The following is a 25,551-nucleotide window of genomic DNA, read 5'->3' on the forward strand; positions in this document are numbered from 1 at the left end:
TTGGCACGCCAGTCTTAGCCCAAAGGCTCATCGCAATATGGAAGCTGCTCAGCCCCCGTCCGCATGCCCCTTATAAACGGAGCTTTGCGGGTTACGCCTTGGGAAGACCTGCGGGAATTGGCTCCCCGTCAAACTCACCGACACGCATAATTTCCCACTCTAACGTAAGTCCCGAATTTTGGAACACTTTTTTTCGGACATCTTCACCCAAAGATTCCAAATCATGCGCGGTAGCGGCACCTGTGTTAATCATAAAGTTGGAATGCTTCTCGCTCATCTGTGCGCCGCCCACGCGTGCACCGCGCATACCTGCGTCATCGATGACCTTCCATGCCTTGAGATCATGGACATCATCGGCCTTGCCAGTCGAGCTAAAGCCCGCAGGATTGCGAAAGGTCGACCCTGCGCTGCGCTCCTTGACGGGTTGGGTCGCATCACGTTTGGCAAGTTGATCGTGCATGCGTGCCTCCAACATCGCCGCATCCGCGTGCTCGGCTTCAAACGTGGCCTCAATCAAAACCCAACCGTCCGGCAGATCGCTTTGGCGGTATTGAAAGTTTAAATCGTCTTTGGTGAGCGTGACCAATGCACCGGCCCGCGTGAGTGCACGCGCTGACACGAAATGATCCGCCACATAGGAGCCGTAGCACCCTGCGTTCATCCGCACAGCGCCCCCGATTGCTCCGGGAATTGTGCGCAAAAACGTCAGATCAAGCCCCTGTGCGGCCGCCTTGCGCGCCACATGCGCATCAAGCGCGGCAACTCCAGCGGTCACCCGACCCGCCTTTGCATCGATCTCAATGGCGTTAAAGCCGCGCCCCATACGTATCACAACCGCCCGAAGACCGCCATCGCGCACGATAAGATTGGACCCAACACCCATCGCAAAGACCGGCACATCGGGGGCAAGTCGCGCAAGGAAGGCCTGTAGATCGTCAACATCAGCGGGTTGAAACAGCGCGTCAGCAGGACCACCCACACGCAACCATGTGAGATCGGCAAGTGGGCGTTGTAGCGTAAGCGGGCCACGGGTATCGGGATAAACTGTCATGGATCGGGCTATATCAGGGGCGATGGACCGTGGGAATCCCCTATTCGCACGCGCTCACTCTGCCGGACCTTTAATCGTCGTGCGCTTCAGCCAGCGACCAAAATAAATCACGGGCCACCGCAGGATCGACACGCCAGCGGCCAAGACGATCAATCCAACCCACGGACCATTCTCATACGTCACGTAGCCCACGATCGGCACACCGGCGGCGATCAACACATAGGCTTGGCGCCAATGGTTGCTTTTGGACGGAACCATCGCAACGACATTGGCGGCAATAGCCCAAAGGCACGCCAAAATAAGGGAAATAGACATGTACGGCCTCCTGTCATCTCTTGGTGGTCTCACCTGTGCCAAAAAACGTATGGCGGGCGTTCGAAACAAAGACATGGCAGCGACGATACGAATACAAACAGACGAAAACGCGTCAGCAGTGACGCATATCTGGTCCGTTCCTAGTTTGTTAATGGTAACGGAGCAAGGGATAGCGTTGCAAGAGCCGATATGCATCTGGGCAAATCCAATGTCAAAGCCCCTGTCCCGCCAGTCCAAAGACGACCAAAGCCAAAACAGACAAAACCAAACCCATATAAGGCACCCAGTTGGGAACGCGAAACGGCGCGGATGGCGTGCGGCGTTTAAGATCAATCAACGCGCCATTGACCAAGGCAAAGACGATCAACAAAATGAACGAGGTAACCCCCGCCAAATCCGCCACTGGCAACGTCAGCGCCGCAACGATCACACAGACGCCGACCAGAAGCGTCGCAAAAACAGGCGTCCCAAAGCGCGCATGTGCGTGGTGAAACACACCCAACACCCCGCCGCGCTGCCCCAATCCGTAGAGCACGCGTGCCGCCATCACCATTTGCGCAAGCACGCCATTGAGCGCCGCCACGACAGCAATCAACGACAACATGCGACCATCGCCCCCCCGCGCCGCTTCATACACAAGCGCCAGTGGACGATCGGACAGGGCCAACGCATCTATCGGCACGGCACGCACCGCCGCAGTTGTTACGCCAGCATAGAGCAGTGTCGTAATGAGAAGGGACGCGATAATGGCAATCGGTAGGGTGCGCGTGGGATTACGGACCTCCTCGGCCATGTTCACGATGTCCTCGAATCCGATGAAGGCAAAGAACGCGAGTGTGGCCGCGACGCCGATTCCTGGCAGGTAGAGCGATGCAGGTGCGGCCCAATCGGGCGACACGGGCGCGCTCCATCCGGCCCAGATCACCAACGCCAATCCGCCGATTTCGATCATCGTAAAGAGGGCGGCAAGTGCTAGGCTTTCAAGCACTCCAACGAGGGCGACCGTGATCAAACCTCCCCCAAGCACGATCACCACAATATCCCACGGCAGATCAAACACACCCGTGAGATAGCCCGCGCCCCCGCGCAAAACGGCCGCAGCCGACACGGTGCCCGCCGCCACAATGCCAAGCCCGACAATGACGCCAAGCGTGCGCGAGCCGAACCCCGCCTCAATATAAGCGGCCTCCCCTGCGGCTTGGGGAATGCGGGTGGACAGCTCGGAATAAGATAGCGCCGATGGAGCAGCGATTAGCCCCGCAAGCAAAAAGGCAAGGGGCGCGTAGATCCCTGCATGGGCAGCAACAGCCCCCACCAAGACGTAAATCCCCGCGCCAACCATCACGCCCACGCCATATGCCGTGAGCAACACCGGCCCGATGCGCCGCTTTAACGCCTCAGCCATAATCCGCCTCCCGTCTGCGTTTTGCCATGCCAAACAGAACGCCAATCCCCAACGCCGGTAGCGCCACTGGCAGGCTGACAATCAGATAAAACACGGCTACGCGGCGGGCTTCAGTTTGCAAAACTCCCGTGAAAAACCCCACGGTGATTGCCGCCACGATCACGACCGCACCGACAATCCACAGCCATTTGGGCGCACGCGAGAACACATAACCCACGCCGCCCAATGCCAGAAAAGACATGAGAATCTTGAACAATAAAGAGCCGTTTATCTGATCCATGATCCGACCCTACGCCACCAAATCGTCGCCGTCTGTGCGCTAGAACAAAGTGTGGCGCGATATTTGCACTATTGGGCCGTGGTCCCTCGCCGCTTGAGAAGCAACCCGAGAGCCGCACCAATGCTCAATGCGACCAAGACAACCGGCCACATATACAGGCTCATTGCGATCACCATACGCACCCCCATCCCCGCAAAAGGGATCGAAAGCCCAAGGGAGAGAGCCGCGCGGATGAGGGCGTAGACCCCAAAAACCATTAGGCAGTATTTAAACCGCCACGCCAGACACAGACCTAGCACCAACCAGAACACGATGAGAATGAGGATACTCACAACAGCCGCCGCTAGGGTTTGGACAGGCGCGCAGGCAGGCCGGTCGCCCATGTGGAAATTGTCCCTGCCCCAAGGCATACGACAATATCGCCGTCGCGTGCTTGCTCACGCACCAGTCGCTCCAGATCGTCCTCGGACGTCACCGCACGCGCATGACGGTGACCGTGACGGATCAGACCCGCGACGAGGTCATCACGGCCCGCGCCCTCAATCGGTTCTTCGCCAGCTGCATAAATATCGGCAATGCCAACCACATCCGCCTCGTTAAAGCAGGTGCAAAAATCCTCGAACAGCGAGTGTAGACGCGAATAGCGATGCGGCTGGTGTACGGCGATCACACGACCGCCCTCGTCGCCAATAGCCTGACGGGCGGCCTTGAGTACGGCGGCAATCTCGACGGGGTGGTGGCCATAGTCGTCAATGATGGTCACGCCATTCACTTCGCCCACACGGGTAAAGCGGCGGTTGACGCCCCCGAACTCAGCAAGCGCTTGTTTGATCTCGGCAGCCTTCATACCCAGATGGCGGGCAACGGCAACGGCGGACAGCGCGTTGGAGACGTTGTGATCTCCGGGCATCGGTAGCGTACAGCCCTCGATCGTAATCCCGTCCGTTGCCAGAACGATGTCAAAATGCGCGACACCCTTTTTATAGGTCAGATTGGTCGCGCGCACGTCCGCTTGGGCGTTAAAGCCATAGGTGACCACGCGGCGATCTGTGATCTTGCCCACGAGGCTTTGCACCTCGGGGTGATCGGTACAGCACACGGCCAAACCGTAAAACGGGATGTTGGACACAAAGTCGTAAAAGCCTTTGCGCAGCGTGTCGAAATCGCCCCAATGTTCCATGTGTTCGGGATCGATATTGGTCACAATGGCGATCGTCGCGGGTAGGCGGTTAAACGTGCCGTCACTCTCATCGGCCTCCACCACCATCCAATCGCTCTCGCCCACACGCGCATTCGAGCCATAGGCGTGGATAATACCGCCGTTGATCACGGTTGGGTCAATGCCGCCTTGATCCAAGAGGGCCGCGACCATGGTCGTGGTTGTGGTTTTGCCGTGCGTCCCCGCAACGGCGATGTTGGATTTGAGACGCATCAATTCGGCAAGCATTTCCGCACGGCGCACAACAGGCAGTCCCTTGAGGCGTGCTGCATCCAGTTCGGGGTTGCCCGTTTTAATGGCCGATGAAATCACGACAACTTCGGCATTTTCAAGATTTTCGGCCTTTTGGCCCACAAAAATCTCCGCGCCAAGCTCAGCCAGACGGTCGGTGATCTTCGACGCTTTTAGGTCGGACCCCTGAACGGTGTAGCCAAAGTTCAACAACACTTCCGCAATGCCCGACATGCCGATGCCGCCAATACCGACAAAATGGATGGGACCGATTTCGGTGGGAAGTTTTGTCGTTGCGTTCATCGTCTCGTCTCTTTCACTCTTACAGTTTGCGCGCTTATTGCGCGGCCAGTTCTACGACCATATCGGCCAGCTCGGTTGCGGCGTGAGGCTTGCCCACCGACAAGGCCGAGCGCGCCATTTGTGCGGCACCGTCTGCGTTGCCCATAACCAATGCAATCTGCTCGGACAAGGTGGCCACGCTGATTTGGCTCTCGGGGATCATAATTGCGGCTCCAGCATCGACCAGACCACGCGCATTGGCCGTTTGGTGATCCCCAGTAGCGGCGGCAAACGGGATCAGGATCGACGGGCGGCCAATCACGGAAATATCCGCAACGGTCGACGCACCTGCGCGGGCAATCACGAGCTGCGCCTCGCTCATGCGTTTGGGGATGTCGTCAAAGAAGGTTTTAATATCCGCGCCAATACCACTTTGGGCATAATAGGCCTCGACGCGTTCCACGTCTTCGGGGCGCGCCTGTTGGCTCACACGTAGATTTGCCTTTACGGCGTCAGGCAGGGCAGCAATCGCGGCGGGCACACTATCGGAGGTGATCCGCGCGCCCTGAGAGCCACCAATCACCAGAATTTCCATCGGGTAGTCCCCCGGGGCAATATAGGGCGCACCGGCTTTGTCCATCACAGAGCGGCGCACGGGATTGCCAACATGGGTGCCCACAACGCCCTCGGGCAAATCTGTGGGCCATGTCCCACACGCAACATGATCGACACGGGTCGCAAAGACCTTGTTGACGCGACCAAGCACACCGTTTTGCTCGTGGATCATGCGCGGCAGCTTCAACAGCGTGGCGGCGGCCACGGCAGGAATAGCGGGATAGCCGCCAAAGCCTACGACAACGGCGGGGCGATCACGACGAAACTTGCGCAAAGCCTTGAACACACCGCCCGCGATTTTCAACGGGGCCGAAAGTTTGGCCACAACACCGCCGCGCGCAAAGGTTGCGGATGGCAGCTGTTCAATGTCGACGGCCTGTGGAAAGCCACCGGTGTAGCGCGCACCGCGTGCATCGGTGGAGAGTTTAACGCGCCACCCGCGCGCAATCATCACTTCGGCCAATGCCTGAGCAGGGAACATATGCCCCCCTGTTCCGCCAGCGGCGATCACAAGGAGAGGAGCGGATTGTGTCATATTTGAACCTATTAACTAGCGACCACGGCGAACGAGCAAATCGCCAATCTCGCCTTGGGGGCGGGTACGGGTAAACGCCAAAAGCGCACCAAGGGCGATGCCAGACGCGATGACGGACGAGCCACCATAGGACACGAACGGTAAGGTCATGCCTTTGGCGGGCAAGAGCCGCACCGCAACACCCATATTGATAAAGGCTTGGACGCCAAAGGCACAGGCCAGACCCGTGCCTGCAAGGCGGATAAACGGGTCACGCTCGCGCATCAGACGCCACAGCGCACGCACGGTGATTGTGGCGTAGAGACCCAAAATGATCATCACAAGGATCAGACCATATTCTTCGGCGGCCACCGCGATAATGAAATCGGTATGGGCATCAGGCAGCGACCATTTCACGGTCCCCTCGCCTACGCCGACACCGAAAAACCCACCCTCGCGGATCGCGTTCGTCGCATAACCGATTTGGGTTGTGGGATCGATATCTGGATTGAGAAAACCGTCAATGCGGCGCGCAAAGTGTTCGGAGTTGTTATAGGCTACGGTGCCAAATGCAACGATCCCGCCCGCAAGTATGAGCAACAAGATCATGGGTGCACCGCCCACAAAATACATCACACCCCAACTGAACAAGATCAACGACGCCTGTCCAAAATCGGGCTGAAGCGCGAGCAAAACCACAATAACCGACACCAACATGAACGAATAGAGACGCCCCGGAGGACCACCAACATCATGCGCCGCAGCCATAAGCCACGCGGCAGTAATCACAAACGCCGGCTTGAGGAATTCGGACGGCTGCACGGAGGCGAACCCGAGCGAAAACCACCGCGTGGCCCCCTTGCCAAAGTCGGTGCCAAACACCGGCAATAGCATCAGCGCCACAAACGCAGCGATAAACCCCAGTACGCCCAAACGGCGCACCTTTTGCGGGTCCATCAAGCTCATCAACACCATCGTGATCAAAGCAAGTGAGCCAAAGAACGTCTGACGCTGGACGTAATAGAAATCTGTGAGATTGTTCTTTTGCGCAAGCGGCGGCGAGGCCGCCAGACCAAGCAAAAGCCCGATCCCGAACAAAACAAACACGGCCGCCAAGGACCATCTGTCGATGGTACGCCACCAACGCGGAAGAACCGGCTCACCATCCCGCTGGGGAATTGAGCCATAAACCATTTCTGTCATGGGACCGCCTACTGCCTCGAACTGTAACGCCCGCTTATGCGGGTCTATAAACACAATCTAGCGGGTTTTTTGGCGCGAATCTACCACAGATTGCGCGCCAAGCGAGTCGCCGCGCATGATCACGTCATGCGGGGTTATAAAAGGGCTTCGACCGCCTGCGCAAAATCGTCGCCACGCCGCTCGAAATTGGGATATTGATCAAATGACGCCGCCGCAGGGGCCAACAAAACCGTATCACCCGCCTGTGCATCCGCCGCAGCTCGCGCTACCGCCACATCCATCGTTTCGCAAATCTCGTAGGGCGTATCGCCCAGTTGCAGCGCAAAATCGCGCGCAGAGAACCCGATCAAATAGGCCTTCGCCACCGCGCCCAGATGCGGGGCCAGATCAGCGATACCGCCATCCTTGCCCATGCCGCCCGCAATCCAACGGATCCGCGGAAACGCCTGTAGCGCCTTTGCGGCCGCATCGACATTCGTGGCTTTGCTGTCGTTGACGAACTTCACACCGTCCTTTTCACCAATCAACTGCGATCGGTGCGGAAGCCCCTTAAAGGACACGAGCGCCAATTCAATCGTCTTTGGCGCAATGTTGATCGCGCGACACGCGCCGTAGGCCGCACAGGCGTTTTGGTGATTGTGCGCGCCGGGCAATCCGTCGATGGCGCGCAGATCAATCGATGTGGTTTGACGCCCCTTGCGCCACTCCGACAAGAACCCTTTGCGCGCGAAAACCGACCATCCCGTGGTGAGTTTGCGTTCGGCTGAAATGCGGATCAAACGCGCATCGCCCAATCCCTCAACGAGTTGATTGGCCAAATACTGCCCCTCAACCTCGTCCACTCCGATCACGGCACGATCTGGCCCGCCCTCGGCAAACAAACGCCGCTTGGCCGCGAAATATCCGCCCATGCCGCCGTGACGGTCCAAATGATCAGGCGACAGGTTGGTGAACACCGCCACATCAGGGGTCAGCGCGCGGGCCAAATCCGTCTGATAGGACGACAGCTCCAACACGATCACCTCGCCCTCAACGGGCGGCTCAATGTCCAACACGCCGCGCCCGATGTTGCCCGCCAATTGGCTTGGCGTGCCGTTTTCGGTGAGGATATGATGGATCAACGCCGATGTCGTCGATTTACCGTTCGATCCCGTCACGGCAATCACGCGCGGTGGCGTGTCGTGCTCCATCCAGTCGCCCTGACCGAGCGAGCGAAAGAACAGACCGATGTCGTTGTCGACCGGCACGCCCGCGTCCCACGCAAGGGCAATCACTTTGTTTGGTTCTGGATACAGATGCGGGATGCCGGGGCTGACGACAAGACAGGCCACACCCTCAAACGCGCCTTGTTTGCTCAGATCGTGGATCTCGAACCCTTCGGCGTGCGCCGCATCACGCGCCTCGACGCTGTCGTCCCAACATAGCGCCTGTGCCCCGCCCTCTTTGAGCGAGCGCGCCGTAGCAAGACCGGAGCGGCCAAGCCCCAAAACCGCGACCTTTTGGCCTTCGTATCCGAGAACGGGGATCATGGCAGTCTCTCCAAGGTGTCAGATGTTGGGTCGAAACATTCGCGCCTAGCGCAGTTTTAGCGTGGCCAGACCGATCAGCGCGAGAATGAGCGAGATAATCCAAAAGCGGATCACAATCGTGGGTTCTGCCCATCCCTTTTTCTCGTAGTGGTGATGGATCGGGGCCATGAGAAACACGCGCTTTCCTGTCCGCTTGAAATACAGCACTTGGATAATCACCGATAGCGCCTCAACCACGAACAAGCCGCCAACAATGCCCAAAACGATTTCGTGTTTGGTCACAACCGCGATGGCACCCAAAGCGCCACCAAGCGCCAAGGAACCGGTATCGCCCATGAACACAGCAGCCGGTGGGGCGTTGTACCACAAAAAGCCCAAGCCGCCGCCAATGAGTGCGGCCACGAAAATCAACAATTCGCCCGTACCGGGCACGTAATGCAGGCCAAGATATTCGGTAAAGTCGACGCGTCCGACGACATAAGCAATCACACCGAGCGTCCCAGAGGCGACCATGACCGGCATAATTGCCAAGCCGTCCAACCCATCCGTCAGGTTCACGGAATTAGCCGCGCCAACGATGACAAACATCGCAAAAGGAATGTAGAAAATGCCAAAATCAATCAAAACATCTTTGAAAACAGGCAAGGCCAGTTGATTGGACAACTCGTCGGGATGCACATAAGCCGCCCAAACAGAGGCAATCAGCGCGATGATAAACCCAAGCAAAAGACGCATACGACCAGATACACCCGCCGTTGAGGCCTTTGACACTTTGGAGTAGTCATCCGCAAAACCGATAGCCCCATAGGCAAAGGTCACAAACAGAACGATCCACACATAGGGATTATCGAGCCGCGCCCAGAGCAAGGTCGAAGTGAGCAAAGCGGTCAAGATCAACAGCCCGCCCATGGTCGGTGTTCCGGCCTTGGCGAAGTGACTTTCGGGGCCATCCTCGCGAATAGGTTGGCCTTTGCCTTGGCGGCGGCGCAAGAAATCGATCAACGGACGCCCAAAGATGAACCCAAAGATCAAAGCCGTGAAAAACGCCCCGCCTGCCCGCATCGTGATATAGCGAAACAGGTTGAATACATCGCCACCGTCCGAAAGTCCCGTTAACCAATACAGCATCTAAACATCACATCCCTTGTTCGTCGTTGGGCATCGGATGCCCCAAGTTTCGGATCGCGTCAACAAGCAAGCTGACCTTGGAGCCTTTGGACCCTTTGACCAAAACCACATCGCCCGCGTCCACCAATCCCTTGAGATCGCGCAACGCGTCATTGGCGTGGCTGTAAATCTGGCCGCGTTTTTGTGGGACAAGCGCCTCATGGAGGTGGCGCATCAACGGACCCACGCAGTGGACCACATCAATCGCGTCAAAAAAGGGCAGCTGGGCTAGACCTGCATGATCCGCCACCTCTGTATCGCCCAATTCCAACATATCGCCCAAAAACGCCACTCGACGTCCCTTTGACACACGGCCAATACCGTCCGTGACCCGTGCTGCGGCGAGCACTTCGAGACTGGCAATCATCGATGTCGGGTTGGCGTTAAACGCATCATCAAGCAATACCATCGTTTGATCAATCTCGACTGGATCGAGCAAAATCACCTCACGCGCTCCGCGCCCCTCGGGCGGCGCCCAAAGCGCCAAATCGCGCGCGGCCATTGTGACATCCCCCCCAAGCGCCTGAACCACGGCCAAGCAACCCACGGCATTGGTGGCAAAATGGCGGCCAGCAGAGGACAAGCGAAACAAATGTAGATCGCCATCAACCTGCGCCTCGCCAACGGTCACGTCATCGGCCAACCTCACAGAGGTCAGGCGCGCATCGCAGTTGGCACTTTCTCCGAATTTCAAGATGTCACCGCGCCACGCCGCCTCCAGAGTTGGGCTAACGCTCAAATCGCTATTGATGACCGCGATACCATCCGGCTCAAGCCCCTCACAAATCGACGCTTTTTCCCGCGCGATCCCCTCAAGATCTTCAAATGCGGCCATGTGTGCTGCGGCTACGGTGGTGATCATCGCCACATGTGGGCGGGCCATTTTCGACAGGGGTGCAATCTCGCCCGGATGGTTCATGCCGATCTCGATGACTGCAAAATCCGTGTCGCGTGGCATCCGCGCAAGTGTTAGCGGCACACCCCAGTGGTTGTTATACGAGGCCTCAGCGGCGTGCACGTTGCCCTGTCCGCGCAAAATCGCGCGTAGCATTTCTTTGGTTGAGGTTTTGCCAACCGATCCGGTTACCCCGATCACTTTGCCGCTCACACGTGCCCGCGCGACTGCCCCCAAACGCTCCAATGCAGGAAGCACCGCGTCAACGATGATCAGCGGTGCCGTTGGATCAACCCCGTCAGGCACATGGGTCACAAGGGCCGCACCCGCACCATTGGCCAGTGCCGTTGCAACAAAATCATGTCCATCACGCGCAGCTTGCAAAGCCACAAACAAATCACCCTCAACAATTGTGCGCGTATCAATGGAAACCCCGTTTAGGACCACGTCCTGCGTGGCGCGCCCACCTGTTGCAGCCGCAACCTCACCGCTCGTCCAAAGCGCGCTCATATTGCACCATCCAAGGCGGCCACGGCCATCGAGGCCTGTTCGACATCATCAAACGGATAGACCACATCGCCAACGACCTGACCCGTCTCGTGTCCCTTGCCACAAATCAAAAGCGCATCACCGGGTTGTAACGCATCGATGCCGCGCAAAATGGCCTCGGCACGGTCCGCCACCTCAATCGCCTCACCTGCCCCGAGCATCACTTCGGCGCGGATCGCAGCCGGATCTTCGGAGCGTGGATTGTCGTCGGTGACGATCACTAAATCGGCGTGCTCTCGCGCGGCTTGCCCCATCAACGGGCGCTTGGTTTTATCACGATCTCCCCCCGCGCCCACGATTGCAATCACGCGCCCCATCACATGTGGGCGCAGCGCCTTGATTGCGGTGGCGACCGCATCAGGCGTATGGGCGTAATCGACAAACACGGTCGCGCCGTTGTCGCGGGTGGCCGCGTGTTCCATTCGACCACGCACACCCTCAAGCTCCATCAGGCACGAAAACACCTCGTCGGGGTCCGCGCCGCTTGTCATGCATAGACCCGCCGCAGCAATCACATTATCAGCCTGAAACCCGCCGATCAGATCAAGACGCACCTGAGTGATGTTCCCGACAAAATCGAGCCGCACATCTTGGCCCGTCGCATCAAACCGTTGACCGACCACGCGCAAATCAGCGGCGTCAGAGCGCCCCACGCGCATCACATCAATGCCGCGCTCTGCGCATAACGCCTCTAGCTCCATACCCTTGGGGTCATCAATATTGATCACGGCCACGCCCTCATCGGGCAGAACGCGCGTGAACAATCCCGCCTTGGCCGCAAAATACGCCTCGAACGTTTCATGGTAATCAAGGTGGTCTTGCGTGAAATTGGTAAAAGCCGCCGAGGTCAGACGGACACCATCCAAACGCCGCTGCGCAAGGCCGTGGCTGGACGCCTCCATCGCGCCATGTGTGACACCCGCATGTGCGGCTTGTGACAACAAACGGTGCAACGTGATCGGCTCGGGCGTGGTGTGCGGGCTTGGCGCTTGCCAATCGCCCTCGACGCCCGTTGTCCCGATATTGATCGCGCGCGCGCCCAAGAGCTGCCAGATCTGTCGTGTGAAATTGGCCACCGATGTTTTGCCGTTTGTCCCCGTCACCGCCACCATCGTGTCGGGTTGACGCCCATAATAAAGGGCAGCAGCGTAGGACAGAGCCTGACGTGGATCTTCGACAACCACCAACGCGGGATCATGCGCCTCAATCGCGGATGCGGCAATTTTAACCCCCTCAGGGTCCGTCAAAATCACCCGCGCCCCCATGCGCAACGCATATTCAACAAACTCGCCGCCATGGATGCGCGCGCCAGGCAAGGCCGCGAACAAATGGCCATCAAGCGTATCACGGCTATCAACGGACAGTCCGGTGATATGGGCATCCCTGCCCCCCTGCGCGGTTAACCCTAACTCGGAAAGAGATTTCACCATTGCCGCGCCTGCCTTTTTTGAATGTCGCTGTGTTCTAACGTGTCGAGGTCAGTGTTACCCCACCTTGCGCGGCAGTTTCAATCTCTGGTCGCAACCCCAACAGCGGAGAGGTGCGGCGGATGATTTCGGCAGCAACAGGCACAGCCGTCCAACCCGCCGTGCGGCGCGGAATTGGCCCTGTGGTTTCCACGGCTTCGTCCAACGCAACAATCAACACATATTTTGGATCATCAACGGGATAGACAGACGCAAAGGTGGTGATCGTCTTATCCTTGTAATAGCCGCGCCCGTTTTCGAGCGGCTTGTCGGCGGTTCCAGTCTTGCCGCCAACGCGGTAGCCGGGCACTTCGGCAAAGTTTGCGGTCCCCTCAGGTTCGAACACCACGGCACGCAGCATCTCGCGCGACGCCTCAGATACCTCCTCGCGCACAACACGCGGGCCTTTTGGGACAAATCCCTGCGCCTTGAGCAATGTGGGCGTGACATGGGTGCCGCCGTTCAAAAGCGACGAGTACGCAGCAGCCAGATGCAGCGGCGAGGCCGATAGGCCATGACCGAACGAAATGGTCAGCGTCGATAATTCGGACCACTTTGGCGGCAAAAGTGGCTTTGCCCCTGCGGCCTCACTCAATTCCACGGGGGTTGGATCGAAAAAGCCGAGCGATTTAAGGAACTCTTGCTGTCTGGTCACGCCAATTTGTTGCGCCACATGCGCCGTGGCCACGTTCGACGATTTCACAATCATATCCCGCAAGGACAGCGTTGGGCCGTAATTGTGACCCTCAAACTCGCCAATGCGGTGCTTGCCCCACCGAAACGGCGGCGTAGCAGGAATCGGTGTCGACGGGTTGGCAATACCAAGCTCCATCGCTTGAGCGGCGGCAAAAATCTTGAACGTCGAGCCAAGCTCATAGACGCCCTGAACCGCACGGTTGAACCTTGGGTTATCAGCGGGATTGTTACCGGTGAAATATTCAGGGCGTGAATTTGGATCGAAATCAGGCAACGACACGAGCGAGATAATTTCGCCCGTATGCGCGTCCATCATAACGGCAGCGGCCCCCTTGGCATCAAGCATCCGCATGCCACCATAAAGCACTTCGCGGACGGTGGATTGCACAGTGAGATCGAGCGAGAGTTGCAAAGGCGCATCGCCATTGGCAGGATCGCGCAAATAGTCATCCCGAAAGCGCTCGATCCCAGACTGGCCCACGATTTCGGCGCTCATCACACCCTCACGGCCAAACTTTGTCCCGCCCAGAATATGCGCGGCCAGCTTACCGTTTGGATAAAGGCGCTCTTCGCGCGGGCCAAACAACAGACCTGGTTCGCCGATGTCGTGAACGGCTTGTTGTTGCTCTGGTGCGATCTTCTTTTTGATCCACAAGAACTTGCGTGTTCCCGTGAAATCCTTGATCAATCGCTCTTCGTCCAGATCGGGAAAAATGCGCGCCAATTGACGCGCCGCGTTCACCGGATCAATCATCTGATGGGGCTGCGCGTAAAGCGAATGTGTGGTGCGGTTGGTCGCCAAAATACGGCCATTGCGGTCCACAATGTCGGCGCGTTGCGCAAGGATCGGCGTGCCGGATGTGACCGCACGTGGCTCTTCGGGAACTGTGGCTGCGACCTGCCCCATGCGTAGGCCAACCACCATGAACCCAGACACAAACCCAAGGCCCAACAGCAACAAACGCCCCTCAGCCCGAAGGCGGGATTTGTCGCGTATATCCTCGTGGCGCAGACGCAAGTTCTCACGCTCGATTGTGTCGGGGTTTTCGCCCTTTTGGCGCGCCTTCAAGATACGTGCAAGGGGGCGAAGTGGTGTGCGGATCGGCATTATTCCACGTCCTCAATGCGGCCCACGACGTCAAATATGCCCTCAATCTGGCCCAAAACATCATTGTCTTGAGGAAAGCTAACTTGGTCAACACGGCCAAATTGTTCAGGCAAGAACGGCAAGAGGCCAAGGCTGTCAAAATTGATGGCCGCCAGATCACGAAGCCGCTCGGGACGGTTCAGATAGGCCCATTCCGCTTTGAGCACCGCTAATTCTTCGCGTTGATGACCGATTTGACGCTGAAGGCTAGAGACATCGCGCAACACCTCTTGGGTGCGGTAATTTTCGTTGTAGGCCCAAAACGCAAGGCCCATGACAACCAGAGCCGACACGGTGATATAAAACGACCGCATTATGCCAGTCCTCGCATCATAAGGGGCTTTGGCAGACCCAGATCCGCACGATCGGAGGCCACGGCAGGCGCATCAGTTCGGCGCGCCACGCGCAACCGTGCAGAGCGTGCACGCGGGTTCACGACCAACTCGTCTTCGTCTGGTCCGATGGCTTTTGACAGCTTCTCAAATCCGGGCGTCTTCATCTCTTGGACGGGCGCATAACGCGATCCGCCCCCGCCCGTTGAGGCGCGCTGTTGCAAGAACCGCTTCACAACGCGGTCCTCTAGCGAGTGAAAGGTCACAACGGCCAACTGACCACCGGGCGCGAGCGCGCGCTCTGCGGCCTCAAGTCCCGCGATTAACTCGCCAAACTCGTCATTGATGTGGATACGGATGGCCTGAAACGTGCGCGTTGCAGGGTGGCTTTGACCCGGCTTTTTGCGTGGCAACAACCGCTCAATCAGGCTGGCAAGCTGCAATGTTGTCTCGAACGGCGTTTTTTTCTCGCGGTCCATCACGATAGCGGCGGCAATTTTGCGCGACTGGCGCTCTTCGCCGTAATGAAACAGCACATCCGCGATCTCGTCTACGGACGCCTCATTGACGAACTGGGCCGCCGTTGGCCCCTCTTGGCTCATGCGCATATCAAGGGGGCCGTCCTTCATGAACGAAAACCCGCGATCGGCAAGATCGATCTGCATCGACGACACACCCAGATCAAGGACGACACCGTCCAAATCGGACGCGTATTCGTCCAACCGCGAAAACGTCCCGAGTGTAAGCGAAATCTTATCGCCAAAATCCTTGACCCATTTTGCGGCCAATTCGTGCGCTAATGGATCACGGTCCACGCCCATGACATGATCGGCCCCTGCGGCCAACAAGCCCTTGGTGTAGCCACCCGCGCCAAACGTGCCATCGAGCCAGCGACCGCAGATAGGCGCGCACTCGCGCAAAAGCGGTGCCAATAGAACCGGAATGTGCGGCGCGTCGGGAGAGGTGGCAGCCTCAGACATGATCTAGGCTCCTAATTCATCAAGGAGGGACAGGGGGTCGAAATCATCGCCCTGCTCGGCCAACCAGCCATCCGTAATTTTGGCATCTTCAACCTCGAAGGTTTCGGGCTTCCAAATCTCGAATGTCTCACCCATGCCCGCGAAATACGCAGTGCCGTCGAGACCGATTTTATCACGAAGGGGTTGCGGCAAAACCAAACGACCATCTGCATCAACCTCGGTGGGACGCGCACGGTTCAAAATCATACGCTGCATGATTTTACGCTTTTCAGATCCACGTGGCAGTGCCGCGATATCTGCCGCGAGAGCCTTGTAGCCATCATAGGTATGAACGATGAGTTGTTTTTGCGCGTCATGTCCGTAGACGATGACCATGCGCGGGCGGCCCGTTTCTCCTGACAGAGGATCGCCCTCTTCGAGTTCACGACGAAAATCGGCAGGGATCGACACGCGTCCCTTGCCGTCCACCTTAAAGGTGTGTTCGCCTATGAACATGCCAGCCAAATCGTGGCTCCTATTCTTTTCATATGAGCCGCTTGGCTCTACTCATCGGGCGGGTCCGTCGACCCGAAAATCTTGTGAGCCCCTGAAACGGGAAACGGCGGACCGAGCTGCTGCCACTGCTCTATCCGCCGCCCTCGTCCCGTTTCCGGGGATGTCCGACTGCGCGCGCCACCTGGGGGGATGTCTGCTCGCTCGCGCGCCGGATCTCTGTGTTCTGGTGAGATGGATGCCTGTATGAAGCCTGACTTATTATTTTGTTTTGTTTGCGGTCTTGTATGCGCCGCTCATTCCCGTCTCACCGGATGACACAAACATGCCATGGGAATTCATGGTAATCAACGGGTAAATTGTGCACAGGCTACCATATGTGGGATTTGACGGGAGGAGCGCACCAGCAATAGCACCTCGAATTCACACTATATTTACCACAAATTGACAAATAAACAGAGCTACCGACTACATGTGGTGCAGTGCATTCTTAACTCCATACGACCCAAAAGAGTCGAAAAAACTTTCAAAACACAGGCTCATCCACAAGTTTCCACCGAGTTATCCACAGAAAAGTGATTCGAAACGGGATGGAAAGCGCCGACTCTTGGCCTAAAAAGTCGCCTCTCGCCCATAAAATCCCAAATGTGCCATGAAATCCCATGCGCACCATGAAGTCCCATGCACCAATGCCCATCAGCGGGCTAGGACATGCTATATCGCGCACGAAAACGCCGCGCGAGGCAGATCCCCCGCGCGGCGTCTTGTTACAAATGCAGGGTCACACCCCGAAAGCGCGGTGTTTAGGCGATACCACCCGCAATCAATCGCTCGGCCAACTGCATATAAGGGACGCCAAGGGGACTATCTGTCGCCGCAATCGGCACACCCTCGTCCCCCGCCACACGAGTATCGAGCGCCAATGGGAGCTGAGCCAAGAACGGCACACCCATTTTCTCCGCCTCATCCTTGACGCCGCCATGCCCGAACAAATGCGCCTCATGCCCGCAACTCGGACATACATATGTCGACATATTCTCGATGAGACCCAAAACGGGAACCTTGAGCTTTTCAAACATCGAAATACCGCGCCGCGCATCGATCAAGGCCACATCTTGTGGCGTCGAGACAACCAATGCACCCGTCAATTCGGTTTTCTGACACAAGGTGAGCTGCACATCCCCCGTGCCGGGCGGCATATCAATCAATAAGACATCCAATTCACCCCACGCGACCTGACCCAGCATTTGCTGCATCGCGCCCATCAACATCGGCCCGCGCCACACGACCGCCTCACCGTCTTTGATCATCAGGCCAATCGACATCATCGTAACACCATGTGCATGCAACGGTTCGATCGTCTCGCCATCCGGTGACGCCGGACGCTTTGTCACGCCCATCATGCGCGGCTGGCTTGGGCCATATATATCAGCATCCAACAGACCAACTTTGCGGCCCTGCCGTGCCAGTGCGACCGCGAGGTTGGCGGAGACGGTGGATTTACCCACGCCCCCCTTACCGGACGCGACCGCGATAATGCTCTTGATCCCTGACGGCTTGGACTTGCCTTGCTGTGGCGTTGGGTGACGGCCAATCTTAAGACTGGGCGGCTCGCCCGCTTGCCCACCCGCCTGCGCTGGCGCGGGGGACGCGCTCCCAGTCGGACCATGGGCCGTCATAACGATAGAGACGGATCCAACCCCTTCAAGTGCCTCAATAGCAGCCTGTGCTTTGGCTTGCGCGCCACTCCATGCACGCGCAGCAGTCGCATCAGGTGCCTCAATGACGAATCGCACCACGCCCGCGTCAACAGTGAGCGCTCGAATTCGCTCCCCTGAGGCGAGGCTCGTTCCATCGGGCAGCGCAATCCCGTCTAAAACCGTCATAATAGTGTCATGTAACGCGGGCATATTGGTCATCCCTTTTTCCCTATTCACCGTGCAGATACGCCTTTTACGGGGCTTTTTCCACTCCATAGCCCTGTATTTATTGTCCATTTGGATGAAATTACCCAAAGCGCCTTCAAATTAGGTCAGTATTGGTCATGCATTTTCTGCATAGCGGCAATGACGAGACGGTGAGTTGTGCATGCGCAGCAATTCCTCCATCTTAGGATCAACAAGACGAACAGGGCACACCACGACAGTCCGACCCGTCAACCAAGACACCGCAGGGCGAAACGCCCGCACGCATATTAAGGTAAGAACGCAATGGCTTATGTAAACAACGTCCGCACAGCTGCACCTGGTTTCGCAGGCATCACATCCTTCTTCGCCGGTCTGTCCGAGCGCTACGCACGTTACAATGTGTACCGCGAAACGATGAACGAGCTGAACGAATTGAGCGACCGTGACCTTGCCGATCTGGGCCTCGCACGCTCCACAATCAAGTCCGTTGCTTTTGAAGCAGCCTACGGCAACTAAGAATTTCGAAATCGGACCCTTCTCCTCCTCCCTAGGGTTCTGATCGAAGCGGCAACGTCTCTCCTCCTCCCTGACGTTGCCGCACAAACAATCGGAATTTAAGGCTCTTCCTCCTCCCTTAGAGCCTTAAAGACCAGAGCGGCGATGCTCTCCTCCTCCCTGCATCGCCGCACCTAATTCGGAGCCTTACATGCTCCAACATAGATCGATCTCTCTCTCCTCCTCCCTGAGAGATCGTGTGCTAAAAAGCGGTGATGTCTTTCCTCCTCCCTGACATCACCGCTTTTTTTATGTCTGCAAGACAGACGGCACATGCGCCACGCGCACGCGCACGCGCAACCAAGACGCCGCAGCGCCGAGATCGGAAATGATCATTTTTTAGGGATAATTTGCACGAAATTTGCGTGCCTTCACATGCGGGGCACCCTGCCACCGCACCCGAATATGGCGCGCGTAATAGGTGGACGCTGACCTGCCCCCCGAGGCTCCCTCATTCATAACGAGAGTTTGCGGGTTTGGATTTCATATTCTTCGTCGTCGGTTTGGGCAAGCGCGTCGGACGCGGAGCCCTCAAATTGCTCAAGCGCACGACGCACTTCAGCGGGTGTTTGATTCTCCAGCGATGAGTGTGGTCTTACGTTGTTGTAGTCGTAGCGCCAGAGTGCCAGTTTGCGGCGGGCATCATCCAGCGTGTCGAAGATCTCCTCATTTAGCAGTTCGTCACGTAGGCTGCCGTTGAAGCTTTCGATAAAACCATTCTGCTGGGGCTTGCCTGGATCAATGTAATGCCAATCCACGTCGTTATCGCCAGCCCATTTAAGGATCGCCCGACTGGTGAACTCATTGCCATTGTCTGAGACAATACAAGCTGGCTTTCCGTAGACGCGCACAAGCGCATCCAGTTCTCGCGCAACTCGAGCGCCCGATATGCTGGTGTCCGCCATCAGGCATAGGTTCTCACGGCAGCAATCGTCATTCACAGCCAACATGCGGAACTTGCGAGACGCGCCAAATGTGTCGGAGACAAAATCCAGCGACCAACGCTCACCAGGTCTCAACGCCACAGGCATCGGCGTGCGTGATTCACGCGCACGCTTACGGCCTCTTCGTCGCCTGACGCCCAGCTTTTCTTCCGTATAAAGTCGATACAGCTTCTTGTGGTTCATAATCATGCCTTTGCGCTCCAACAGCACGCCGATCCGGCGATAACCAAACCGCCGCCGTTTGTTGGCAATCGCCGTCATCTCTTCGCGAACTTCAGGATTATCCGGCGGTTGATCGCGCCGGACAGTCTTGGGATCGACACCAACAAGCCTGCACGCCCGGCGTTGCGAGATATCATGATCCCGCATCGCCTTTTGTGCCGCAGCCCGTCGCACATTCGGTGTCGTCAGTTCTTTCCCAGCAAGTCTTTCAGAACGACATTGTCGAGCATCGTATCAGCCAGCAGACGCTTCAACTTGACGTTCTCGTCTTCCAGCGATTTGAGGCGATGGGTGTCAGAAATGTTCATGCCACCGTATTTGGCTTTGAACTTGTAAAACGACGCAGGACTCAGGCCATGTCTGCGACACACCTCAGCCGTGGGCATTCCAGCTTCCTGTTCTTTAATCATCCCGATTATTTGGGCTTCAGTAAAACGACTCTGTCGCATTTGTTTGCTCCTACAAAGGTTGAGCAAACTCTACATTAAAGTGAGGGAAGTTTCGGGGAGCAGGTCAACGCCTAAAGGGGCGCGCCCTCCGAGCTGACACACTCAAAATGGGACGTCGCCAGCCTTTTCAGCAGGCGTCACGAAGCTGGCCACGAGTTTTTTCTCGCCCGAATGGTCAAAATCAATCGCAAGCTTGTCGCCCTCGATCTCCAACACCTGACCATAGCCGAACTTTTGGTGAAACACGCGGTCCCCAACCGTAAAGACCAGCGCCGCTTTCGCATCAATCGTCATATGGCCGCCCTTACCAGAGCGCACATTGGTGGCTGCCCCGCTTCGTTGGCTACGCTGTTGCAAGCGCTTCCACCCTGGGGAATTATAGACATCTGCCTTTTCGACGCGGGTCTCAAAGGCGGCTGACATTCCTGCGCCTGAGGCCTCACTAGAAAAGCCCCCCGATTGCGCCGCGCCATATCCACCGCCGTACAGGCCGGGCGGGGTGAGAATATCAACGTGATCTTGGGGAAGTTCATCGATAAAGCGCGAGGGCAGTTGGCTTTGCCATTGGCCATAAACGCGGCGATTGCCCGCAAACGAAATTGTACAAACTTCCTCCGCCCGCGTTATGCCCACATAGGCCAGACGCCGCTCCTCTTCGAGACCCTGTTGACCACTTTCGTCCATAGAGCGCTGAGAGGGGAACAACCCCTCCTCCCACCCAGGTAAAAACACCACGGGAAACTCAAGCCCCTTGGCGCCGTGCAGCGTCATGATGGTGACTTTTTCGCCGTGTTCCTCGTTGCTGTTGTCCATGATCAGGGCAACGTGTTCGAGAAATCCACCAAGGTTATCAAAGGCGTCCAGAGCCTTGACGAGTTCCTTGAGGTTTTCAAGACGGCCCGGAGAATCTGGGTTTTTGTCGTTTTGCCACATCGTGGTGTAGCCGCTCTCGTCGAGAATGATTTCGGCTAAGACAACGTCATTATCAGATCTCAAATACTCTACATAAGATTGCAGTACTTTGATTTGTGATTTGAGTTGCTCTGCCAATAGAAGCAACTCAGCACAATCTTCCTTAACATTCATCCCTTTACTTGTCATAAGAGCCAGCTCAGCCTCTACGACTCCCAACTTGGAAGCGAGTTCCGAAATCTCAGCGTCATAGTCGGAAATCACATCCTCATTCCCCCGATTTGAATACAGGTATCTCCACAGGTCCAACTGGGCAATCAGCTGCGCCACGCCCGATTTGGCTTTGCCTTTGAGCAAACCATCTTGCGCCGCAATCCGCGCGCCCTCTTTGAGCGAGACGCCGTTGGTGCGCGCGGTGACCTGAATATCGGTCATCGCCTTATCACCCACGCCCCGCTTGGGCACGTTGATTATGCGCTCAAACGCCAGATCATCTTCGGGCGAGATAACCACGCGAAAATAGGCCATAGCGTCACGGATTTCCAAGCGCTCGTAGAACCGTGGGCCGCCGATCACACGGTATGGCAATCCGATGGTCAAGAACCGATCTTCAAACGCCCGCATCTGATGTGAGGCCCGCACAAGAATCGCCTGATCATCGAGAGAGAATTTGCGCAACCGCGCCCGCGTGCCACTGTGCATCGCTTCGATCTCTTCGCCGACCCAACGCGCCTCTTCTTCGCCATCCCAATGACCGATCAAGCGCACCTTTTCACCGTCTTGCTCAGCCGTCCAAAGGTCTTTGCCCAAACGACCCGAATTGGCGGCAATCACGCTCGACGCCGCGGCGAGGATGTGGGGGGTCGAGCGATAGTTTTGCTCTAGGCGTACAACCGTAGCCCCCGGAAAATCCTTTTCAAACCGCAAGATATTGCCAACTTCGGCCCCGCGCCACCCGTAGATCGACTGATCATCATCGCCGACACAACAGATATTGCGATGCCCCTGCGCCAACAATCGTAGCCACATGTACTGTGCCACGTTCGTGTCCTGATACTCGTCCACGAGGATATATTTGTACCACCGCTGATACTGCTCCAACAGGTCGGGATGATTTTGAAAAATCGTGACCATATGCAGCAACAAATCGCCAAAATCGCAAGCGTTCAACTCTTTGAGACGGTGCTGGTACTGCGCATAAAGCGCCTTACCCCGATCATCGAATGCCGCCTCATCCGCCGCGCCTAATTTGGCGGGCGTTAGCGCCTTGTTCTTCCACCCGTCGATCAATCCCGCAAGCTGACGCGCAGGCCACCGTTTGTCGTCCATCCCTGCGGCACGGATCAACTGTTTGAGCAGACGGATTTGATCGTCAGTGTCCAAAATCGTGAAATTGCTTTTTAGGCCGACCAATTCGGCGTGGCGGCGCAACTGTTTAACGCAGATCGCGTGAAACGTACCGAGCCAACGCACCCCGTCAACAGATTGCCCCATGTGCGCGCCCACGCGGTCCTTCATCTCGCGGGCCGCCTTATTGGTAAAGGTGACGGCGAGGATTTCGTTGGGACGCGCGCGCCCCGTGTTGAGCAGATGCGCAATGCGACAGGTCAGCGCTTTGGTTTTGCCCGTGCCCGCGCCCGCAAGCATCAAGACGGGCCCATCCATCGCCTCGACGGCCTCGCGCTGTGCGGGGTTCAATCCCTCAAGATACGGCGTTGGCCGCGCCCCCATCGCCATTTGGCTCAAAGAGGGTCGGTTCGCGGGTGGGGCTGCGGCCTCAAAGGCATCATCTTCACTGAAACTGCTCATGGGCGCGAGACTACAACCATGCGGCGCTAAGGAAAAGCATGTTCTGCAATTGTTCGCATGAAAAACACCGCGCGGGATCCGCGTTTAGGGCGCATCCGACTGCAAAACCGCGTTCAGCCCATCAACATAGCGCCGAACGAGGCGCGCAAACATTTCGATGTCATCCGCGTCCCACTCTTGAAACAGCTGAGACATGAGGTGCCATTTGGAGGCCGAGAACTGCCTCAAAAACTCAAGCGCCTTGGGCGTCAATGTCAGGATCGATTTTCGGGCATCCTCTTGCGCGACATCGCGCACCACGAACCCGCGCTCCACCAGCCCCGCGACAATGCGCGAGGCGCGTGACGGGTCGACCGCCATCACATCAGCCACAAGACCGATGGTCGGGGGCTGCGGCTCCATCCGGCCAAGACCCGCATGAATTTGCGCGACACTGAGCAACCCCTGCAAAAGCGCGGGATCGAGTTTTTCATCGACGCCCTCCAACACTTTGCCCTTGAACTCACCCTGTTCACCGATGCGCCGCCATTGAAACAAGGCGAGGTCGAAATCCAAAAGAGCGCCGATAGCATCGTGAGAAAACCCCTTGCTATCAAGAAGTTCCGGAATGCCGCGATGAATGCGCGGGTCGGCGTTGGCGTGGGTGTCGCGTTTGTCCATTGAGACGAGGTGCCCGTTTTATGTGTGATTGTCAACAATATGCCATTGTCAAATATATGCTATTGGCACATATATAAATCCAACGGCGCACAAGCGCGCCACGCCGACCCCAATGCACCCCCGAAACCGCACGAAATGAGACATCTATGTCGAATGATTCCCCTACCACTCTAACCTCCACCTCGCCCTCGCCGAGCGATACGCCCGACGCCTCCGTGCGCCTTGTCATCGGATCGGTCGCGGTTTTGATGCTTCTTGCCGCTCTTGACCAAACCATCGTATCCACCGCCCTGCCGACCATTGTGGCGGATTTGGGCGGATTGGATCACCTGTCTTGGGTGGTCACGGCCTATATTTTGGCGTCCACTATGGTGGCGCCACTTTACGGCAAACTTGGCGATACCTTCGGGCGGCGCAATGTGGTGTTTTTCTCGGTCGGACTGTTCCTATTGGGGTCCGTGCTGTGCGGCATGGCCACCTCAATGCTCTTTCTCATCCTCGCCCGCGCCTTACAGGGTTTGGGCGGCGGCGGCCTTTTTGTGTTGGCCCTCTCGATCATTGGCGACGTCATCGCGCCCAAAGATCGCGGTAAAATCCAAGGGGTTTTTGCGGGCGTCTTTGGCCTGTCGTCTGTGGCTGGTCCGCTCTTGGGCGGCTGGTTCGTTGATGCGTTCTCATGGCACTGGATTTTCTACATCAACCTGCCCTTTGGCCTATTGGCACTCGCGGGCTTTGCCTATGGATTTCAGCCAACCGGCAAACGCGTGCGCGCAAAGATCGACGTTTTGGGCGCTGTGACCCTGTCCCTCACCCTTGCATGCGTTGTGCTTTTGACCTCATTGGCCGGCACACAATTTGCATGGTCGGACCCGCAGGCCATTGGCCTTATGGCGCTGTGCGGCGCGGCCCTTGTCGCCTTTCTCTTTATCGAGACGCGCGCAGCGGATCCGATTTTGCCCCTATCTTTGTTCAAGATGAACACATTTTGGGTCACGTCGATCATCTCATTCGTCACGGGCGCCATGATGTTCGGCGCTCTGACGTTCATTCCGATCTACTTGCAACTTGCCAAAGGAGCCACCGCGACCGCCTCAGGGCTTCAACTGATCCCGATGACCTTTGGCATTCTTGGCGCATCGACCATTGCGGGGCGCTACATGACCGCAACAGGCAAATACCGCCGCCTGCCCATCATTGGCCTTTCGGTTGCATCACTCGGCTTGCTTGCGCTCACACGCCTGTCCGCTGACATGCCATCCGTTCAACTTTGGGCGGCTCTCATTGCGGTCGGCGCGGGCATGGGCTCCATTTTCCCCGTGGTCACGACCGCCGTTCAAAACGCGGCCCCCCGTCATCTGCTGGGAACAGCAACCGCCGCAGGATTGATGTTTCGCCAAGTAGGCGGCTCGGTCGCCGTATCCGCCTTTGGTGCCTTGTTTGCCGCTCGCATGGCCGCCCAGATGAACGGTATGGAGGTCGAAGGGCTTAGCTCCATCGCGGAGCTTGGTCCCAAGAGCCTCGCCGCTTTGCCCGCTGACGCCCAAACCTTGGTCGCGCAAAGCGTATCCTCGGCACTGCGCCCCGTTTATGCAATTGCAGCAAGCCTCGCTGTCGTCGGTCTTTTGTTTGCATTCTTGTTGGATGAAATCCCGCTTGAATCGCGCCACACGCCGCGCAAACCTGATCCTGCATAGACATTATGCAATCCAGGTAATCCTTCAAAGG

Annotated in this window: 22 protein-coding genes; 2 read left to right on the top strand and 20 right to left on the bottom strand. The window is 57.3% G+C overall.

Annotated features, from left to right (window positions below):
- Positions 1 to 91 precede the first annotated feature (91 nt).
- The 17 genes from murB to IMCC12053_RS04025 all read right to left on the bottom strand — a co-directional run bounded on the left by murB (position 92) and on the right by IMCC12053_RS04025 (position 18,278).
- Entirely contained in the window at positions 92 to 1,051 is a 960-nt protein-coding gene (gene murB / locus IMCC12053_RS03945) for a UDP-N-acetylmuramate dehydrogenase (RefSeq protein WP_062215955.1), read from the bottom strand.
- 54 nt (positions 1,052 to 1,105) lie between these two features.
- Entirely contained in the window at positions 1,106 to 1,366 is a 261-nt protein-coding gene (locus tag IMCC12053_RS03950; protein WP_062215957.1) for a DUF2484 family protein, read from the bottom strand.
- 211 nt (positions 1,367 to 1,577) lie between these two features.
- On the bottom strand, positions 1,578 to 2,771 hold the full coding sequence (locus IMCC12053_RS03955; RefSeq protein WP_062215959.1) for an APC family permease: 1,194 nt from the start codon (positions 2,769 to 2,771) through the stop codon (positions 1,578 to 1,580).
- Positions 2,764 to 3,051, bottom strand: coding sequence for a hypothetical protein (locus IMCC12053_RS03960; RefSeq protein WP_062215962.1), 288 nt, complete (start codon positions 3,049 to 3,051; stop codon positions 2,764 to 2,766). The genes IMCC12053_RS03955 and IMCC12053_RS03960 overlap by 8 nt, the downstream gene beginning before the upstream one ends.
- 68 nt (positions 3,052 to 3,119) lie before the next feature.
- The gene (locus tag IMCC12053_RS03965; RefSeq protein WP_062215964.1) at positions 3,120 to 3,434 is read right to left on the bottom strand and encodes a hypothetical protein; all 315 of its coding nucleotides are present in this window, start codon (positions 3,432 to 3,434) and stop codon (positions 3,120 to 3,122) included.
- The gene (gene murC / locus IMCC12053_RS03970) at positions 3,395 to 4,804 is read right to left on the bottom strand and encodes a UDP-N-acetylmuramate--L-alanine ligase (RefSeq protein WP_062215966.1); all 1,410 of its coding nucleotides are present in this window, start codon (positions 4,802 to 4,804) and stop codon (positions 3,395 to 3,397) included. Before murC ends, IMCC12053_RS03965 begins: the two co-directional genes overlap by 40 nt.
- Positions 4,805 to 4,838: 34 nt before the next feature.
- Positions 4,839 to 5,933 carry an undecaprenyldiphospho-muramoylpentapeptide beta-N-acetylglucosaminyltransferase gene (gene murG / locus IMCC12053_RS03975; RefSeq protein WP_062215968.1) on the bottom strand — a complete coding sequence of 365 codons (1,095 nt, stop codon included), beginning with the start codon at positions 5,931 to 5,933 and terminating at the stop codon, positions 4,839 to 4,841.
- 15 nt (positions 5,934 to 5,948) lie between these two features.
- The gene (gene ftsW, locus IMCC12053_RS03980) at positions 5,949 to 7,115 is read right to left on the bottom strand and encodes a putative lipid II flippase FtsW (protein ID WP_062215970.1); all 1,167 of its coding nucleotides are present in this window, start codon (positions 7,113 to 7,115) and stop codon (positions 5,949 to 5,951) included.
- 134 nt (positions 7,116 to 7,249) lie between these two features.
- Complete coding sequence (gene murD / locus IMCC12053_RS03985; RefSeq protein ID WP_062215972.1) at positions 7,250 to 8,644, bottom strand: UDP-N-acetylmuramoyl-L-alanine--D-glutamate ligase; 1,395 nt, start codon at positions 8,642 to 8,644, stop codon at positions 7,250 to 7,252.
- A gap of 45 nt (positions 8,645 to 8,689) precedes the next feature.
- Positions 8,690 to 9,772, bottom strand: a complete 1,083-nt coding sequence (mraY, locus tag IMCC12053_RS03990; RefSeq protein ID WP_062215973.1) for a phospho-N-acetylmuramoyl-pentapeptide-transferase — start codon at positions 9,770 to 9,772, stop codon at positions 8,690 to 8,692.
- A gap of 7 nt (positions 9,773 to 9,779) precedes the next feature.
- Positions 9,780 to 11,216, bottom strand: a complete 1,437-nt coding sequence (locus IMCC12053_RS03995; protein ID WP_062215975.1) for a UDP-N-acetylmuramoyl-tripeptide--D-alanyl-D-alanine ligase — start codon at positions 11,214 to 11,216, stop codon at positions 9,780 to 9,782.
- Positions 11,213 to 12,685, bottom strand: a complete 1,473-nt coding sequence (locus tag IMCC12053_RS04000; RefSeq protein WP_062215978.1) for a UDP-N-acetylmuramoyl-L-alanyl-D-glutamate--2,6-diaminopimelate ligase — start codon at positions 12,683 to 12,685, stop codon at positions 11,213 to 11,215. The genes IMCC12053_RS03995 and IMCC12053_RS04000 overlap by 4 nt, the downstream gene beginning before the upstream one ends.
- Positions 12,686 to 12,719: 34 nt before the next feature.
- Positions 12,720 to 14,525, bottom strand: a complete 1,806-nt coding sequence (locus IMCC12053_RS04005) for a peptidoglycan D,D-transpeptidase FtsI family protein (protein ID WP_062215980.1) — start codon at positions 14,523 to 14,525, stop codon at positions 12,720 to 12,722.
- Positions 14,525 to 14,878 (bottom strand): cell division protein FtsL, encoded by a 354-nt coding sequence (ftsL, locus tag IMCC12053_RS04010; protein ID WP_062215982.1) that lies wholly within the window; start codon positions 14,876 to 14,878, stop codon positions 14,525 to 14,527. The genes IMCC12053_RS04005 and ftsL overlap by 1 nt, the downstream gene beginning before the upstream one ends.
- Positions 14,878 to 15,876 carry a 16S rRNA (cytosine(1402)-N(4))-methyltransferase RsmH gene (gene rsmH / locus IMCC12053_RS04015; protein WP_062215984.1) on the bottom strand — a complete coding sequence of 333 codons (999 nt, stop codon included), beginning with the start codon at positions 15,874 to 15,876 and terminating at the stop codon, positions 14,878 to 14,880. Before rsmH ends, ftsL begins: the two co-directional genes overlap by 1 nt.
- Before the next feature lie 3 nt (positions 15,877 to 15,879).
- Positions 15,880 to 16,371: a division/cell wall cluster transcriptional repressor MraZ gene (mraZ, locus tag IMCC12053_RS04020; protein WP_236852583.1), complete on the bottom strand. Its 492-nt coding sequence runs from the start codon at positions 16,369 to 16,371 to the stop codon at positions 15,880 to 15,882.
- An 800-nt stretch (positions 16,372 to 17,171) separates the two neighbouring features.
- The gene (locus IMCC12053_RS04025) at positions 17,172 to 18,278 is read right to left on the bottom strand and encodes an Mrp/NBP35 family ATP-binding protein (protein ID WP_062220830.1); all 1,107 of its coding nucleotides are present in this window, start codon (positions 18,276 to 18,278) and stop codon (positions 17,172 to 17,174) included.
- Between the two features lie 300 nt (positions 18,279 to 18,578).
- Between IMCC12053_RS04025 and IMCC12053_RS04030 the strand changes: the two genes are divergently transcribed.
- Positions 18,579 to 18,791, top strand: a complete 213-nt coding sequence (locus tag IMCC12053_RS04030; protein WP_062215987.1) for a DUF1127 domain-containing protein — start codon at positions 18,579 to 18,581, stop codon at positions 18,789 to 18,791.
- 494 nt (positions 18,792 to 19,285) lie between these two features.
- Here IMCC12053_RS04030 and IMCC12053_RS04035 read toward each other — a convergent pair.
- From IMCC12053_RS04035 to IMCC12053_RS04050, 3 genes are all read right to left on the bottom strand, one after another.
- A protein-coding gene (locus tag IMCC12053_RS04035; protein ID WP_156320734.1) for an IS3 family transposase occupies positions 19,286 to 20,445 on the bottom strand; the annotation gives its coding sequence in 2 pieces (ribosomal slippage) (positions 19,286 to 20,196 and positions 20,196 to 20,445; 1,161 coding nt in all).
- A 102-nt stretch (positions 20,446 to 20,547) separates the two neighbouring features.
- A complete protein-coding gene (locus IMCC12053_RS04045) occupies positions 20,548 to 23,166 on the bottom strand; it encodes an ATP-dependent helicase (protein WP_062215993.1) in 2,619 nt (872 codons plus the stop codon).
- Between the two features lie 84 nt (positions 23,167 to 23,250).
- Complete coding sequence (locus IMCC12053_RS04050) at positions 23,251 to 23,826, bottom strand: MarR family winged helix-turn-helix transcriptional regulator (protein ID WP_062215995.1); 576 nt, start codon at positions 23,824 to 23,826, stop codon at positions 23,251 to 23,253.
- Positions 23,827 to 23,972: 146 nt separating this feature from the next.
- Between IMCC12053_RS04050 and IMCC12053_RS04055 the strand changes: the two genes are divergently transcribed.
- A complete protein-coding gene (locus IMCC12053_RS04055) occupies positions 23,973 to 25,520 on the top strand; it encodes an MDR family MFS transporter (RefSeq protein ID WP_062215997.1) in 1,548 nt (515 codons plus the stop codon).
- Positions 25,521 to 25,551: the final 31 nt, after the last annotated feature.

It is taken from the genome of Celeribacter marinus (genome assembly GCF_001308265.1).
Classification (GTDB): domain Bacteria; phylum Pseudomonadota; class Alphaproteobacteria; order Rhodobacterales; family Rhodobacteraceae; genus Celeribacter; species Celeribacter marinus.